13 protein-coding genes and 1 riboswitch are annotated in these 13,746 nt (G+C 69.0%); of the genes, 10 read left to right on the top strand and 3 right to left on the bottom strand.

The window, feature by feature from the left end; all coding sequences use genetic code 11:
- Nucleotides 1-24: 24 nt before the first annotated feature.
- The gene (locus NQ706_RS10415; RefSeq protein ID WP_038566557.1) at nt 25-321 is read right to left on the bottom strand and encodes a hypothetical protein; all 297 of its coding nucleotides are present in this window, start codon (nt 319-321) and stop codon (nt 25-27) included.
- 162 nt (nt 322-483) lie between these two features.
- Nucleotides 484-611, top strand: a riboswitch (SAM riboswitch).
- 10 nt (nt 612-621) lie between these two features.
- Between NQ706_RS10415 and NQ706_RS10410 the strand changes: the two genes are divergently transcribed.
- From NQ706_RS10410 to NQ706_RS10395, 4 genes are all read left to right on the top strand, one after another.
- Complete coding sequence (locus tag NQ706_RS10410; RefSeq protein WP_038566558.1) at nt 622-1,587, top strand: TauD/TfdA family dioxygenase; 966 nt, start codon at nt 622-624, stop codon at nt 1,585-1,587.
- 203 nt (nt 1,588-1,790) lie between these two features.
- A complete protein-coding gene (locus NQ706_RS10405; RefSeq protein ID WP_081873546.1) occupies nt 1,791-2,363 on the top strand; it encodes a GNAT family N-acetyltransferase in 573 nt (190 codons plus the stop codon).
- 310 nt (nt 2,364-2,673) lie between these two features.
- Nucleotides 2,674-4,935 (top strand): carbon starvation CstA family protein, encoded by a 2,262-nt coding sequence (locus NQ706_RS10400; RefSeq protein ID WP_038566560.1) that lies wholly within the window; start codon nt 2,674-2,676, stop codon nt 4,933-4,935.
- Nucleotides 4,928-5,119 (top strand): YbdD/YjiX family protein, encoded by a 192-nt coding sequence (locus tag NQ706_RS10395; protein ID WP_038566562.1) that lies wholly within the window; start codon nt 4,928-4,930, stop codon nt 5,117-5,119. Before NQ706_RS10400 ends, NQ706_RS10395 begins: the two co-directional genes overlap by 8 nt.
- Before the next feature lie 188 nt (nt 5,120-5,307).
- Here the strand turns inward: NQ706_RS10395 and NQ706_RS10390 are convergent, their stop codons facing one another.
- Entirely contained in the window at nt 5,308-6,312 is a 1,005-nt protein-coding gene (locus NQ706_RS10390; protein WP_051805515.1) for a diacylglycerol kinase family protein, read from the bottom strand.
- 54 nt (nt 6,313-6,366) lie between these two features.
- On the opposite strand from NQ706_RS10390, the gene serS reads away from it, so the two are divergent.
- Nucleotides 6,367-7,680: a serine--tRNA ligase gene (serS, locus tag NQ706_RS10385; protein ID WP_038566564.1), complete on the top strand. Its 1,314-nt coding sequence runs from the start codon at nt 6,367-6,369 to the stop codon at nt 7,678-7,680.
- 71 nt (nt 7,681-7,751) lie between these two features.
- Here serS and NQ706_RS10380 read toward each other — a convergent pair whose 3' ends face one another.
- Nucleotides 7,752-8,036, bottom strand: a complete 285-nt coding sequence (locus NQ706_RS10380) for a hypothetical protein (RefSeq protein WP_150112702.1) — start codon at nt 8,034-8,036, stop codon at nt 7,752-7,754.
- 584 nt (nt 8,037-8,620) lie between these two features.
- Here NQ706_RS10380 and NQ706_RS10375 point away from each other — a divergent pair.
- The 5 genes from NQ706_RS10375 to NQ706_RS10355 all read left to right on the top strand — a co-directional run bounded on the left by NQ706_RS10375 (nt 8,621) and on the right by NQ706_RS10355 (nt 13,541).
- A complete protein-coding gene (locus tag NQ706_RS10375; RefSeq protein WP_051805519.1) occupies nt 8,621-8,977 on the top strand; it encodes a DUF1345 domain-containing protein in 357 nt (118 codons plus the stop codon).
- A 55-nt stretch (nt 8,978-9,032) separates the two neighbouring features.
- Complete coding sequence (locus NQ706_RS10370; RefSeq protein WP_235181987.1) at nt 9,033-10,487, top strand: sensor histidine kinase; 1,455 nt, start codon at nt 9,033-9,035, stop codon at nt 10,485-10,487.
- 55 nt (nt 10,488-10,542) lie between these two features.
- On the top strand, nt 10,543-11,319 hold the full coding sequence (locus tag NQ706_RS10365) for a response regulator transcription factor (RefSeq protein ID WP_038566570.1): 777 nt from the start codon (nt 10,543-10,545) through the stop codon (nt 11,317-11,319).
- A gap of 108 nt (nt 11,320-11,427) precedes the next feature.
- The gene (locus NQ706_RS10360) at nt 11,428-12,330 is read left to right on the top strand and encodes an ABC transporter ATP-binding protein (RefSeq protein ID WP_038566572.1); all 903 of its coding nucleotides are present in this window, start codon (nt 11,428-11,430) and stop codon (nt 12,328-12,330) included.
- Nucleotides 12,330-13,541, top strand: a complete 1,212-nt coding sequence (locus NQ706_RS10355; protein WP_038566573.1) for an ABC transporter permease — start codon at nt 12,330-12,332, stop codon at nt 13,539-13,541. The genes NQ706_RS10360 and NQ706_RS10355 overlap by 1 nt, the downstream gene beginning before the upstream one ends.
- Nucleotides 13,542-13,746: the final 205 nt, after the last annotated feature.

Raw genomic sequence — 13,746 nt, 5'->3', positions numbered from 1 at the left:
CGTCCAGACGCAGGCGACGCGCAATCATGACGGTGGGGTGATGCCGACCAGCATCGCCGCCACCGTCATGATCTGCGTCCACGCGAACGCGTTCTGGAACGAACTGTTCGCCATGACGACGGCCGCCGAGCGCAGGTTGAACGCGAGGATCGCGGCGCGGGCCCCTGACGCGTGGCGTGTGCGCGCCCAGTAGACGAGAGCGCCGATGATCGGCGCGAGCAGCGACCACATGTACGCGCTGAAATCGCTGCCACCATGCGACTTCACGAACTCGACCGTGATGATCGACGCTCCGATCTCGAACACGGTCAGGGCGATCATGAACCATCGATCACCGCTGCTCACCGACGGGGGAGTGCTCCACGAGCGTTCTGCTCTCAGTATGGCCGCCCGGGTGCGGCGGGCCCCTGACGAATGTCACGGTGTGGCCGCCGTTGATGCATAACTCGACCTTTATGTTTGGCCAGTGCTACGTTATGTGTGGGTCACGAGCCCCGGCGCGAAGTCTCGGCTGGCCGGGCGGCAACCCCCATGCGAACGCACACGCGCGCCGGGGTGCCCCGAGTAACGACCCGGCCGCCCGTCGACCGACGCGGCGGCAAGCGCAACGAAGGGTCTGCCATGACACTCCTCGACACCACGCCCGACACGAACGTCGACTCCGCGAGCAGCGCACCGACGAGCGCAGCGGCGCGCCGCGGCGGCACCGTCGCGACGCCCGGGCTGCGCATCGAACGCCTCGGCCCGGCGTTCGGCGCAATCGTCCACGGCGTCGACCTCGCGCAGGTCGACGACGCGATAGCGTTCGACCTGCGCCGCGCGCTGCTCGCGCACAAGGTGCTCTTCTTCCGGGGTCAGGACGCGTTCGACGACGACGCTCAGGTGCGCCTCGGAAACCTGCTCGGCGAGCTGACGGCGGGCCACCCCGTCGCGGGCACGCACGAGCGCAAGGAGATCTACTCGATCGACTCCTCCGATCCCGAGTTCTCGTTCTCCGACGAGTGGCACACGGATGTCACATTCATGAAGGAGCCGCCGGCCATCAGCGTCCTGCGCGCCGTGACGCTGCCGGACTACGGCGGCGACACCTCCTGGGCCGACGCGCAGGCGGCGTACGACTCGCTGTCGGAGCCGTTCCGCGGCCTCGTCGACCAGCTCGTCGCCGCCCACGACGGCAACCGCGAATGGGGCGCCTACCTGCGCAAGAACGGTGGGCAGGAGTGGAGCGGCGAGGTCGTCACCGAGCTGCCCGTCGTCGAGCACCCCGTCGTGCGTGTGCACCCCGAGACGGGCCGTCGCGGGTTGTTCGTCAACCCCGGTTTCACCTCCCACATCGTCGGCGTGTCGCAGGCCGAGTCGCGGGCGATCCTCGACGTGCTGTACGCGCACCTGACGCAGCCCGAACACACCATCCGCCACCGTTGGGCGCCCGGCGACGTCGGCATCTGGGACAACCGCGCGACGTCGCACTACGCGAACCGCGACTACGTCGACGCCAACCTTGGCCCGCGCGCCATGAGGCGCGTGACGGTCGGTGGCGACAAGCCCGTCGGCGTCAATGGCCTGACGGGCGGCGCAGCTGCCTGACGGTGTGAGCTGACATGGCGCGGTGCGGGTCTCTGGGGCCCGCATCGCGTCGTCATGTACCCCTCTGCGATTTGCGTCCCCCTTCGCGAATCCCGTCCACATCGGCGAATCCTGTCCCCATCGGCGATTTGCGTGCACATTCGTCCAGCCGGCCGTCGGGAAAATCGGTCGCCGGGGGCGTCGCACGGTGATGGAATGACGGGATGCTGACGCTCATCAGGCCCGACGCCGCTCGCTACGACGACTGGAAGGGCGCATTCGACGAGTTCGGCGCGACGCCGAAAGACGGCACGGGCTATCGTCGCGACGACGTCGTCGACACGTCGCGCGCCGGGTTCGACGCCTACCTCACCGATCGTGCGCGCCAGGGCGATACGACCGTCGCGCCGCCTGAGGGATTCGTGCACTGCAGCTATTTCTGGGTGCTCGACGGCCCGCGGGCGGGGGAGGGTGACATCGTCGGCTTTCTGGCCCTGCGTCACACCCTCACCGAGGTGCTGTATGAGGCGATCGGTCACATCGGCTACTCGGTGCGTCCCAGCGCTCGTGGGCGGGGCGTCGCCGCGGGCGCGCTGATGCTCGGTCTCGACGAGGCGCGGGCGCTCGGCGTCGAACAGGTGCTGGTGTGCTGCAGCACCGAGAATCCGGCGTCACGCGCCGTCATCGAGAAGTGCGGCGGGCAGTTCGAGGACGTCCGCTCCCACCCCGTGTTTCCGGGCGAGACACGTCGCTACTGGTTCGGCTCGCCGCCGTTTCCGCAGGGGCCGACGGCCTGACGCCGGCTGCCTCGGGTGCGGATGTGACCGAAACTCGTGGATGAGGACGAGAATCGCCGATGTGACCGCCGTTCGCAGAGGTGGACGAGAATCGCCGACGGGGACAGGAATCGCAGAAGGGGCACGGTGCGGGGCGGCCCGGCCGAGGTCAGTCCCCATCCGAACTCAGGCCCCCAAACCCTCAGCCGACGTCGTGACCAGGATGTGATCGCTCGGTCCGCGAGCCGAGACGCCGTACCCATGGGTAGACCCCTACTGTGGCCTTACTCACATCGGCCGTCATGGCCACCAGCACTACCAGGAGGTCACCGTGGCGGCGTCACGTCTCGACACCCTCGACCGCGATCCGGGGTTGCCCCCCGTCGCGGTCGAACCCCCTCGCACCATCACCGGGCGGCAGAAGATCATGATCGCCGTCGCGGCGATCGTCGCCGCCATCGGCTGGACGATGGTCGCCTTCGTCCGCGGTGAGCACGTCAACGCCATCTGGTTCGTGTTCGCGGCCGTCGGCAGCTATGTCATCGGCTACATGCTCTACAGCCGTCTCATCGCGTACAAGGTCGTGCAGCCTCGCGACGACATCGCGACGCCGGCGGAGCAGTTCGAGAACGGCCAGGACTACATGCCGACGGACCGTCGCGTCCTGTTCGGCCACCACTTCGCCGCCATCGCCGGTGCCGGCCCGCTCGTCGGCCCCGTGCTCGCCGCGCAGATGGGGTACCTGCCGGGCACGATGTGGATCATCTTCGGCGTCATCTTCGCGGGCGCCGTGCAGGACTACATGGTGCTCGCCATCTCGACGCGCCGTGGCGGCCGCAGCATCGGCCAGATGGCGCGCGACACGCTCGGCCCCGTCGGTGGTTGGGCGGCGATGCTCGCCGTCATGACGATCATGGTCATCCTCATCGCGGTGCTCGGCCTCGTCGTCGTCAACGCGCTCGCCGAGTCGCCGTGGGGTGTGTTCTCGATCGCGATGACGATCCCGATCGCCCTGTTCATGGGCTGCTACCTGCGCTTCCTGCGTCCGGGGTCGGTCACCGAGGTGTCGCTCATCGGCGTCGTGCTCCTGCTGCTCGCGATCGTCTCCGGCGGCTGGGTCGCCGAGACGGCCTGGGGCAAGGACATGTTCACGCTGTCTCCGACGGCGCTCGCCTGGTGCCTCATCGTCTACGGGTTCGCCGCGGCCGTCCTGCCGGTCTGGCTGCTGCTCGCGCCGCGTGACTATCTGTCGACGTTCATGAAGGTCGGCACGATCGTCCTGCTCGCGCTCGGCATCATCATCGCGCGTCCGGCGATCGACATCCCCGCGATCACGTCGTTCGGCAAGCACGGCAACGGTCCCGTCTTCGCGGGTTCGCTGTTCCCGTTCCTGTTCATCACGATCGCGTGCGGCGCGTTGTCCGGCTTCCACGCGCTCATCTCGTCGGGCACGACGCCGAAACTCATCCAGAAGGAGAGCCAGGCGCGACTCATCGGGTACGGCTCGATGCTCGTCGAGTCGTTCGTCGCCATCATGGCGCTCATCGCGGCGGCCATCATCGACCAGCACCTGTACTTCGTCATCAACGCCCCCGCCGGCGTGACGGGTGGGACGGCCGAGAAAGCCGCGACGTGGGTGAACTCGATAGGCTTGGGCGGTAATCCGATCACCGCGCCCGAGATCACGCAGGCCGCGAAGGACGTCGGCGAGGCTTCGGTCGTGTCGCGCACCGGTGGCGCCCCGACGTTCGCGTTCGGCATGTCGGACGTGTTCAGCCGCGTCATCCCAGGCGATTCGATGAAGCAGTTCTGGTACCACTTCGCGATCATGTTCGAGGCGCTGTTCATCCTGACGACGGTCGACGCCGGCACGCGCGTCGCACGTTTCATGCTGTCGGAGACGCTCGGCAACGTGCCCGGGCTGCACCGCTTCCGTGACACGTCCTGGCGCGTCGGTGCGTGGATCTCGACGCTCGTCGTCGTCGCCGCATGGGGTTCGATCCTGCTCATGGGCGTCACCGACCCGCTGGGTGGCATCAACACGCTGTTCCCGCTGTTCGGCATCGCCAACCAGTTGCTCGCCGCCGTCGCGCTGACGGTCGTGACGGTCGTCGTCATCCGCAACGGCAAGGCGAAGTGGGCGTGGATCCCGGGCATCCCGCTGGCCTGGGATCTGCTCGTGACGATGGTCGCGAGCTACCAGAAGATCTTCTCGAGCGACGCGAAGATCGGCTACTGGGCGCAGCACAACGCGTTCGTCGACGCCAAGAACAAGGGGTTGACGAAGTTCAAGACGGCCAAGACCCCCGAGGAGATCGACGCCGTCATCCGTAACACGCTCATCCAGGAGACGCTCTCGGCTCTCTTCGCGGTGCTCGTCATCGTCGTCGTCATCGCGGGTGTGTTCGCGGCGCTCAAGGCGCTGCGCACCGGGCACGTCGACCCCGAGGTGCGCGACGGCGCTGTGCCGTCGCAGATCTTCGCGCCGAGCGGCATGCGCGTCACGCCCGACGAGGAGAGCGTGCTAGCCCAGTGGCGTGAGGCGGGCCTCGACCCCGAGGGCGTGCATGCGGGTGAGCGCGTCCATGCCTGAGCCGGGCGGAATCGTCGGCACGCTCAAGTGGTACGTCGCCTCGATGATGGGCGACAACCACTACGAGCGCTACCTGCGCCATCACGCCGTCGCCCACCCCGGCGAGGCGCCGATGTCGAAGCGCGACTACTGGCGTGAACGCACCGACGCCCAGGACCGCAACCCCGGCGCGCGGTGTTGCTGACGGGTCTCGGTTCAAGACCGCGGGTCTGAACACGACGAGAGGGGCTGACGCATCAAGCGTCAGCCCCTCTCGCAGTGCGGCCCGTCACTGTCGCAAGCGATCCGTCCGTGCGACGGGTTGGGCCAGGCTCGGCAACGAATGTGGACGAAAATCGCAGATGGGGACGGGAATCGAACAGGGGGCGCGTGTCAGCGGCGCAGCGTCTGGCCCAGGATGCCGGGGAGGTGACGGCGGACGTCGGACATGCGTGAGTGACGCGCGTTGGCGACGCGCACGCGCAGTGCCTTCTCCTCGACCCACATCTCCATCTCACGCACGTCGCCGAGGACGTCGCCGTCGAGTTCGAGCGCGCGCGGGCGTCCCATGGCCTTGGCCGCGACGCGGGCGCAGCGTGTGCGCTCGACGCGACCCGTGGTGCGCCGCGAGCGGGCGAAGATCTGCGCCGAGAGCGCAGCCCATTGCAGGGGCCCGTCGGCGGAGAGCCAGACGGTGTCGAAGCGCCCGTCGGTGCCGTTGGCGCCTGGCATGAGTTGCACCCCCGCCGTCAGCTGACCGAAGTTGCCGACGAGCAGCGTCGTCGTCTTCTTCGTGTGCGGCGCGCCGTCGTCGAAGGAGGCGAGCATGCGCTCGGGGCGCTGGGTCACGTAGCGCGCACCGGCGATGGGGTAGGCCATCCACCCGATCCGCTTCTTGAGGGTCTCGCTCGTGGCGTTCATGATGTCGCCATCGAGTCCGAAGCCGGCCATGATGAGGAAGGTGTCGTTCGTCGCCGAGCCGTCCCCGAACGTCGCGTGCACCCGCCCGACGTCGATGACGGTGTCCTCGCCCGCGAGCGACCGCGCGAAGTTGAGCGCCGCCGAGCCGTCCACCGAGACGCCGAGGTTGCGCGCGAGCAGGTTGCCGGTGCCCTGTGGCATCAACCCCAGCGGCACGCTCGTGCCGCTCAGCGCCGCGCCGACGTGGCGCACCGTTCCGTCGCCACCGGCGGCGAAGACGATGTCGCAGCCCTGGCGCAGTGCTTGCTGCGTCTGGCCGGTGCCGGGGTCGTCGAGGCGGGTCTGCAGCCACAGCGGCTCGGCCCATCCGGCGTCGCGCGAGACGTCGACGCATTCGCGGCGCAGGGCGCCGAGGTCGTCGACCTTCGTGGGGTTGACGACGATCGCGGCGCGCGGACGGGAGGGCGTGTTCGACACGCCTTGCACTGTAACTGGAATGACGCAGATTCGCGCGGGCGATAGCCTTGAGGGGTGATCGACATTCGACTGCTTCGTGACAACCCTGACGCCGTCCGCGCGAGCCAGCGTGCTCGCGGCGCTGACGAGGGCGTCGTCGACCGCATTCTCGAGCTCGACGCGACGCGCCGCAGTTCGCTCGGTGAGTTCGAGAGGGTGCGCGCCGAGCAGAAGCAGGTGTCCAAGAGCGTCGGCGCCGCGATGGGTGCGCTCAACAAGGCCAAGAAGGGCGGTGACGACTCGCAGGTCGCGCGTCTGCAGGCCGAGGCCGACACCGCGCGCGAGAACGCTGCGACCTTGAGCGCCCGCGTCAAGGAGCTCGAGGCCACTGCCGACGAGGCGGGCAAGGAGTTCGACGCGCTGCTTCGCACCGTCCCCAACGTCGTCCTCGACGGCGTGCCGGCGGGTGGCGAGGACGACTTCGTCACCGTCAAGACGGTCGGTGAGGCCCCGACGTTCGACTTCGAGCCGAAGGATCACCTCGAGATCGGTGAGCTCATCGGCGCGATCGACATGGAGCGTGGCACGAAGGTCTCGGGTTCGCGCTTCTACTTCCTCAAGGGTGTCGGCGCGCGCCTCGAGCTGGCGCTGCTGCAGATGGCGCTCGACCAGGCCATCGCGAACGACTTCACCCCGATGATCACCCCGACCCTCGTGCGGCCGGAGACGATGCAGGGCACCGGCTTCGACGTCGCGCACGACTCCGAGATCTACCGCGTGCAGGAGGAGGACAACCTCTACCTCGTCGGCACCTCGGAGGTCGCGCTCGCCGGCTACCACGCGGACGAGATCTTGAACGTCGACGCTCCCGTGCGCTACGCCGGTTGGTCGAGCTGCTACCGCCGCGAGGCCGGTTCGTACGGCAAGGACACGCGCGGCATCATCCGCGTCCACCAGTTCAACAAGGTCGAGATGTTCTCCTACTGCCGCATCGAGGACGCCGAAGCGGAGCACGCTCGCATGCTCGCGTGGGAAGAGGAGATGCTGGGCAAGTGCGAGCTGTCCTACCGCGTCATCGACACCGCCGCCGGTGACCTCGGCACGTCCGCCGCACGCAAGTTCGACTGCGAGGCCTGGGTGCCGACGCAGGGCACCTACCGCGAGCTGACGTCGACGTCGAACTGCACGACGTTCCAGGCGCGCCGCCTCAACATCCGTGAGCGCACCGACGGCTCGACGCGTTCGGTCGCGACGCTCAACGGCACGCTCGCGACGACGCGTTGGCTCGTCGCCATCCTCGAGACGCACCAGCAGGCCGACGGCTCGGTGCGTGTGCCCGAGGCGCTGCGCACGTACATGGGTGGCCTCGAGGTGCTGCCCGTCATCTGACGACGAGCTCGGACGACGCAATCCGACGAGGGCTGACGCGGGCCGGCATCCCGGGCGGGTGCCGGCCCGCGTCAGCCGACGAAGATCTCCCCGTGCGGATCGATCGCCACCATGATGGCAACGATGATGGTGGCGCCCAAGAAGCCGCTGACGAGTTCGCGCACCTTCTTGGCGCCGATGCCGTTGTCGGTCGCCTCCAGCCACCGTGCGGTGCGGTAGCTCAGCAGCGTCATGAGGGCGAACGCGACGGCGCCCGCCCCGGCCATTGCGACGGGGGTGATGGGTGTCGCCGTGCTCGGTCGCACCATGGGGATCACGCCGCCGATGACGCCGCCCATCTCGCTCGTCTCATGCACGCCCGGCAGGGGGTCGTCGTGCTGGCCCGAATGATTCGAGCCCGACCAGTTCGTGCCGGCGGGCCCGGCCATGTCGGTGCCGGGGGCCGTCCCCGCGGCATGCTCGGCGCTCGCGTCGTCTCCTCGCGTCGTCTGCTCCCGCCGCGCGATGCGGCAGTCGGTGCCGCTGAGGTCGCTCCATGCTCATGCCCGTACGACGCGCCGGTCGTTGCGTCCGTTGCCGCAGGCCACGGTGGTTCGCTTCCGTCGGGTGACAATGAGCGCATGAATGACACCTCCCACGAGACGTCCAAGGCGAACCGTCGTGCCCTCACGCGCCGCACGGGGTTTCGGTTGGTGATCAGCGTGATCGTCGGTGTGCTCGCGGCGTTCGTCACGATCGCCGTCGCCGACCGGACGATCGTGTTCGACGTCATGACGGGGTGGACGGTCGGCGCGATCGTCGTCAGTGCGTGGACGTGGCTGATCGTGCGTGGCATGAACCCGACGCAGGCCGCCGAGCACGCACGCGAGGAGGATCCGAGCGTCGCAGGAGCGGACGCCACCGTCATCATCGCGACGATGGCGAGCCTCGCGGGGTCCGGTTGCTGCTCGTCGCGGGCAGGCACAAGACGGGCACCGCCGAAGCCGTGCTCGGCACGGCGGGCGTCGTCGCGTCCTGGTTTCTCGTGCACCTCACGTACATGCTGCGCTACGCCCGTCAGTACTACGGGCCGGCGCCGGCCGGCAACGGCATCGACTTCGAGGGCGGCGAACCCGACTACTACGACTTCGCGTACGTCGCGTTCGACCTCGGAATGACGTACCAGATCAGCGACACCAACCTGAAGAACCGGTGGGTGCGACGCCTCGTGCTGCAGCACACGCTGCTCAGCTACGCGCTCGGCGTCGGCGTCGTCGCGACAGCCATCAATCTCGTCGTGTCGCTCGCGACGAACTGACGCTCGCTCGCGCGGGGGAGGCGGGCTGTCGGTGGCGGCGTCTACCCTCGCAGGCGTGAGGGAGTTCTTCGGTCTGGACGACGACTGGGTGCGGCCGTTGCCACCCGGATGGCAGCGACGCGACGCTGTGATCGCCGTCGTCTTCCTGCTCGGTGCCGTCGTCGAGCTCGAGGCGATGCGCGCGTTGGGCCTGCCGCGCGGCACCTGGGGGCGGCCCGCGCTCTACGCGGCGACGCTCGTCGGGATGCTGCCGCTCGTGTGGCGGCGACGCTTCCCCCTCGCCGTCATGCTGCTGCTCGCCGCGCACATGTTCGCGTTCGGCATGGCGCAGTACGTCGTCATGGGCAACCTCGCGATGCAGGCGGCCTACTTCTTCTCCATCTTCACCGCACTCGCCTGGGGCCGCGATCGCCGGATGACGATGGTCGCGGCGAGCGCCGTCGTCGTGTTCATGTTCGGGTGGGTGGCCGTGCAGCTGTCGGTCGCGTCGGGGCGTGACGCGCTCGTCGACGCCTACAGGAACGGCCGCGGCAGCCGCGATGACGCGCTTTTCGGGCCTGGCACAGGAGCGGTGCTCACGAGCGTCATGATGAACGTCCTGTTCTTCGTCACTGCCGTCGCAACGGGCGCCAACTCGTGGCGTGGAGCTCGCGCCCGAGCCCGCGCCGAGGATCAGGCACGCACGATCGAGGAGCAGTCGGCGCAGCTCACCGAACGCGCCGTCGTCGACGAACGACTGCGCATCGCCCGCGAACTGCACGACGTCGTCGCCCACCACGTCGCCGCGATCGGCGTGCAGGCCGCGGCCGCACGCAAGCTCATGACTAAGGACCTGTCGCTCGCGGCCACGTCGCTGACGAACGTCGAGACCTCCTCGCGCGACGCCGTCACGCAGATGCGCAGCCTGCTCGGCACCCTGCGAACCGGGGACGGCGCGTCGTCCGGGCCGGGCCGTCTGCCGCCTGGCGGCGGGGTGGTGTCGGCTGATCTGGCGGTCGCCGCGTCATCGGACGGTTCGCTCGCGACGAGGAACGAGCGCGAGACGGGCGTTGCGCTGGACGCGACGCACCGTCGTCCCGAACCTGGGTTGGACGATCTGCCGCGACTGGTCGAAGAGGTCACCTCGCCCGGGTTCGACGTCGAACTGCGCGACCTCATCGGTGACGTCGACGTGCCCGGCAGTGTCCAACACAGCCTCTACCGCACCGTGCAGGAGGCGCTGGCCAACATCCGGCGCCACTCGACGGCGACGTCCGCGTCCGTCACGGTGCGCAGTGGCGGCGGCGAGGAAGGGGCCGGTGCGCCGCGCTACGCAGAGGTCGAGATCCTCGACGATGGGCGCCCACGGCAGGGCACCTCGGGCAGCGGCATGGGACTGCTCGGCATGCGTGAACGCGTGACGGCTCATCGCGGCAGCGCCGAGATCGGCCCCCGGCTGACCGGTGGGTACCGCGTGCGCGTCAGGCTGCCGCTACCCGACGCGCGAGGCGACGACGGCGGGCGCTCATGACCGGGGCCGCAGCGAGAGGCCGACAGAGGCAGCGAACGACAGGAAGGTGGGCCTGATGGACGCGCTCAAGGTCGTCATCGTCGATGACCAGAAGATGGTGAGCAGCGGATTCTCGCTCATCCTGTCCGTGGAGGACGACATCGACGTCGTCGCCACCGCGACGAACGGGGCGCAGGCGCTGGACGTGGCCCGCGAGGTGCGGCCCGACGTCACCTTGATGGACGTGCAGATGCCCGTCATGGACGGCATCGAGGCCACGCGACGGTTCGTCGACGAGGGGCTCGGGCGTGTCGTCATCCTCACGACGTTCGATCGCGACGACTACCTCTTCAGTGCGCTCGACGCGGGCGCCAGCGGCTTCTTGCTCAAGAACGCCGACGCGGACGACCTCGCCGACGCCGTGCGCGCCGTCGGGCACGGACACGCCCTGCTCGCCCCGGAGGTGACGCGCCGCGTCATCGAACGACGCGTGCAGGACGGGTCGCTCGGCGCGGGCTCCGAGGCCGCCCGGGCCGCTGACGACGGCCCGGGCAACGTCGGACCGACGACGTCGGCCTGGCCCTTTGCCTCATCGGCCCACTCGACGCCCTCGCTGCCCCCGAGGAGGACGGGCGAAGGCGGCCGTCTCGACGACCTCACCCCGCGCGAACGGGAGGTGCTGGGTCTGCTCGGGCGTGGGCTGTCCAACGCGGAGATCGCGGCGGCGCTGTTCGTCGGTGAGGCCACCGTCAAGACACACGTGTCGAACGTGCTGATGAAGCTCGGTCTGCGCGATCGGGTGCAGGCCGTCGTCGCGGCCTATGAGACGGGCCTGGTGCGCGTCGGCGACTGACAGCTCCGTCGCGAGGGGGAGGCGCGAAGATCCGTCGCGCGCCGGATCCGGCACGACGGCCGACGCGACAGGCTGGAGGAACGATCGAACATGACGAGGGAGCGGAACATGTTGGAAGCCAGAGGCCTGACCCGCAGGTTCGGTGACAAGACGGCCGTCGACGACGTGTCGTTCGAGGTCGCCGACGGGCAGATGACGGGTTTCATCGGCGGCAACGGCGCCGGCAAGACCACGACGATGCGGATGATCATGGGCGTGCTCGAGCCCAGCGCCGGGGAGGCGTTGTGGAACGGCGAGCCGATGACGCGCGAACATCGCCGGCGCATCGGATACATGCCCGAGGAGCGGGGGCTGTACCCGAAGCAGCCCCTCATCGACCAGCTCGTCTACCTCGCCCAGCTGCGCGGCGTCGCACCCGCTGCGGCGCGTGCCCGCGGGCTCGAACTGCTCGAACGGTTCGGCCTCGGCGACCGAGCGAAGGACAAGCTCGAAGCGCTGTCGCTCGGCAACCAGCAGCGCGTGCAGATCGCGGCGTCCGTCATCGCCGAGCCGGACGCGCTCATCCTCGACGAGCCGTTCAGCGGCCTCGACCCGCGCGCCGTCGACGCGATGGCCGACCTGCTGCGCGAGTTCACCTCGCGCGGCGTGCCCGTGCTGTTCAGCAGCCACCAGCTCGACCTCGTCGAACGCCTCTGCGACAGCCTCGTCTTCCTCGCGGGCGGCCGCGTCGCCGCGCAGGGCACGGCCGCGCAGCTGCGCCGCAGCGGACGCGTCCGTCACCGCCTCGTCCTCGACTCCGACGCCGGGTGGGTGCGTGACGTCGCCGACCGTCTCGGCATCGGTGTCGTCGACGTCGACGGCCCGCGGGCGCTGCTCGAACTGCCCGACGACGCCGAGGGCCGCGAAAGGGCGTCCGACGAGTTGCTGCGCACCGTCATGGCACGCGCGAGCATCCGCGAATACGCCGAGGTCCTGCCCCAGCTCGCCGACATCTACCGGGAGGTGGCGTGATGAACGTCCAGACAGCTCAGCGTGATTCGCGTCCGGCGTGGCAGATCGTCGCCCTGCGCGAGATCGCCGTCAAGGCGCGCGACAAGAACTTCCTCGTCGGCCTCGGCGTCACCCTCGCCATGGTGATCGGCACGTTCGCCGTGCAGGTGTGGATCGCCGGCAAGACGGACACGCAGAAGGTCGCGATCGTCGACACGAAGGGCGCCTCCGGGCCGTCGGCGAAGCAGGTCGTCGACGGCGCTGCGACGAGCGCGAAGGACGGCGGCGCGAAGGTCGAGTACACGAGCACGGCCTTCCCCGACGATGCCGCAGCCCGCGCCGCCGTCACGAAGGGCGACGCCGACGCCGCACTGCTGCGCACCAACGGCGGCTGGCAACTCATCGGCGACAAGAGCATCGACGACGGGTTGAAGAAGAACGTGACGACGAGCGCCGCTCAACTGACGCTCGCGTCGAACGCGGCATCGCAGGGCGTCGAGCTGTCGTCGCTGACGAAGGGCGGCGCCGTGGCGACGTCGACGCTCAGCTCCGACGCCGACCGCGCCGGGCTCGCGAAGGTGGTGTCACTCGTCTTCGCGTTCCTGTTCTACTTCGTCGCGTTCATGTTCGGCATGCCGATCGCGCAGAGCGTCGTCGAAGAGAAGCAGTCACGCATCGTCGAGATCCTCGCGAGCGCCGTGCCGCTGCGCCACATCCTCGCCGGAAAGATCATCGGCAACGCGCTGCTCGCCATCGCTCAGGTGACGTTGCTCGCCGCCGTCGCACTCATCGGGTTGAGCCAGACCAAGTGGAGCGCCTTCGTCGGCACCGTCGCGGGCGCCTCCGGATGGTTCCTGCTGTTCTTCCTCGTCGGATTCTTCGTCGTCGCCTGCATGTTCGCCGTCGCCGGCGCGCTCGCCTCACGCAGCGAGGACGTGCAGTCGACGTCGCAGCCCGTCGTCATGCTCGTCGTCCTCGTGCTCGTCGTCGGCATGTCGCTCAGCGGCACGGCCCAGGTCGTCGCCTCGTACGTTCCGGTCGTCTCGACCGTGACGATGCCGGCACGCATCATGGACGGCAGCGCCGCATGGTGGGAGCCAATCCTCGCCATCGCCATCGCGATCGTCGCGGCGTACGTCATCACCCGTCTCGCGACGCGGCTGTATGAGCGCAGCATCATGCGCACCGGTGGGCGCCTGTCCTACCGCGAGGCGTTCAAGCTCGGGGCCTGACGACTCTGCCGTCCACTGTCGCGCGACGACCGGGCCGTGGATGGCGCCGCGGCACGTACATTGGGAGCAAGTTTTTTCGGCTCTTCACGAACGAGGGTGTAGTCGGTTGAGCGCGTCAGTGGCCGGGTAGGGGTCGAGGTCTCCCGGATGATGGAAGTTCTTCACGCTCGCCATCCCGAAAGACCTCGACGTGCTCCACCCTACT

Source organism: Dermacoccus sp. BD5, assembly GCF_044878485.1.
Classification (GTDB): domain Bacteria; phylum Actinomycetota; class Actinomycetes; order Actinomycetales; family Dermatophilaceae; genus Dermacoccus; species Dermacoccus nishinomiyaensis.
This window is presented reverse-complemented; position numbering and strand designations above follow the sequence as displayed.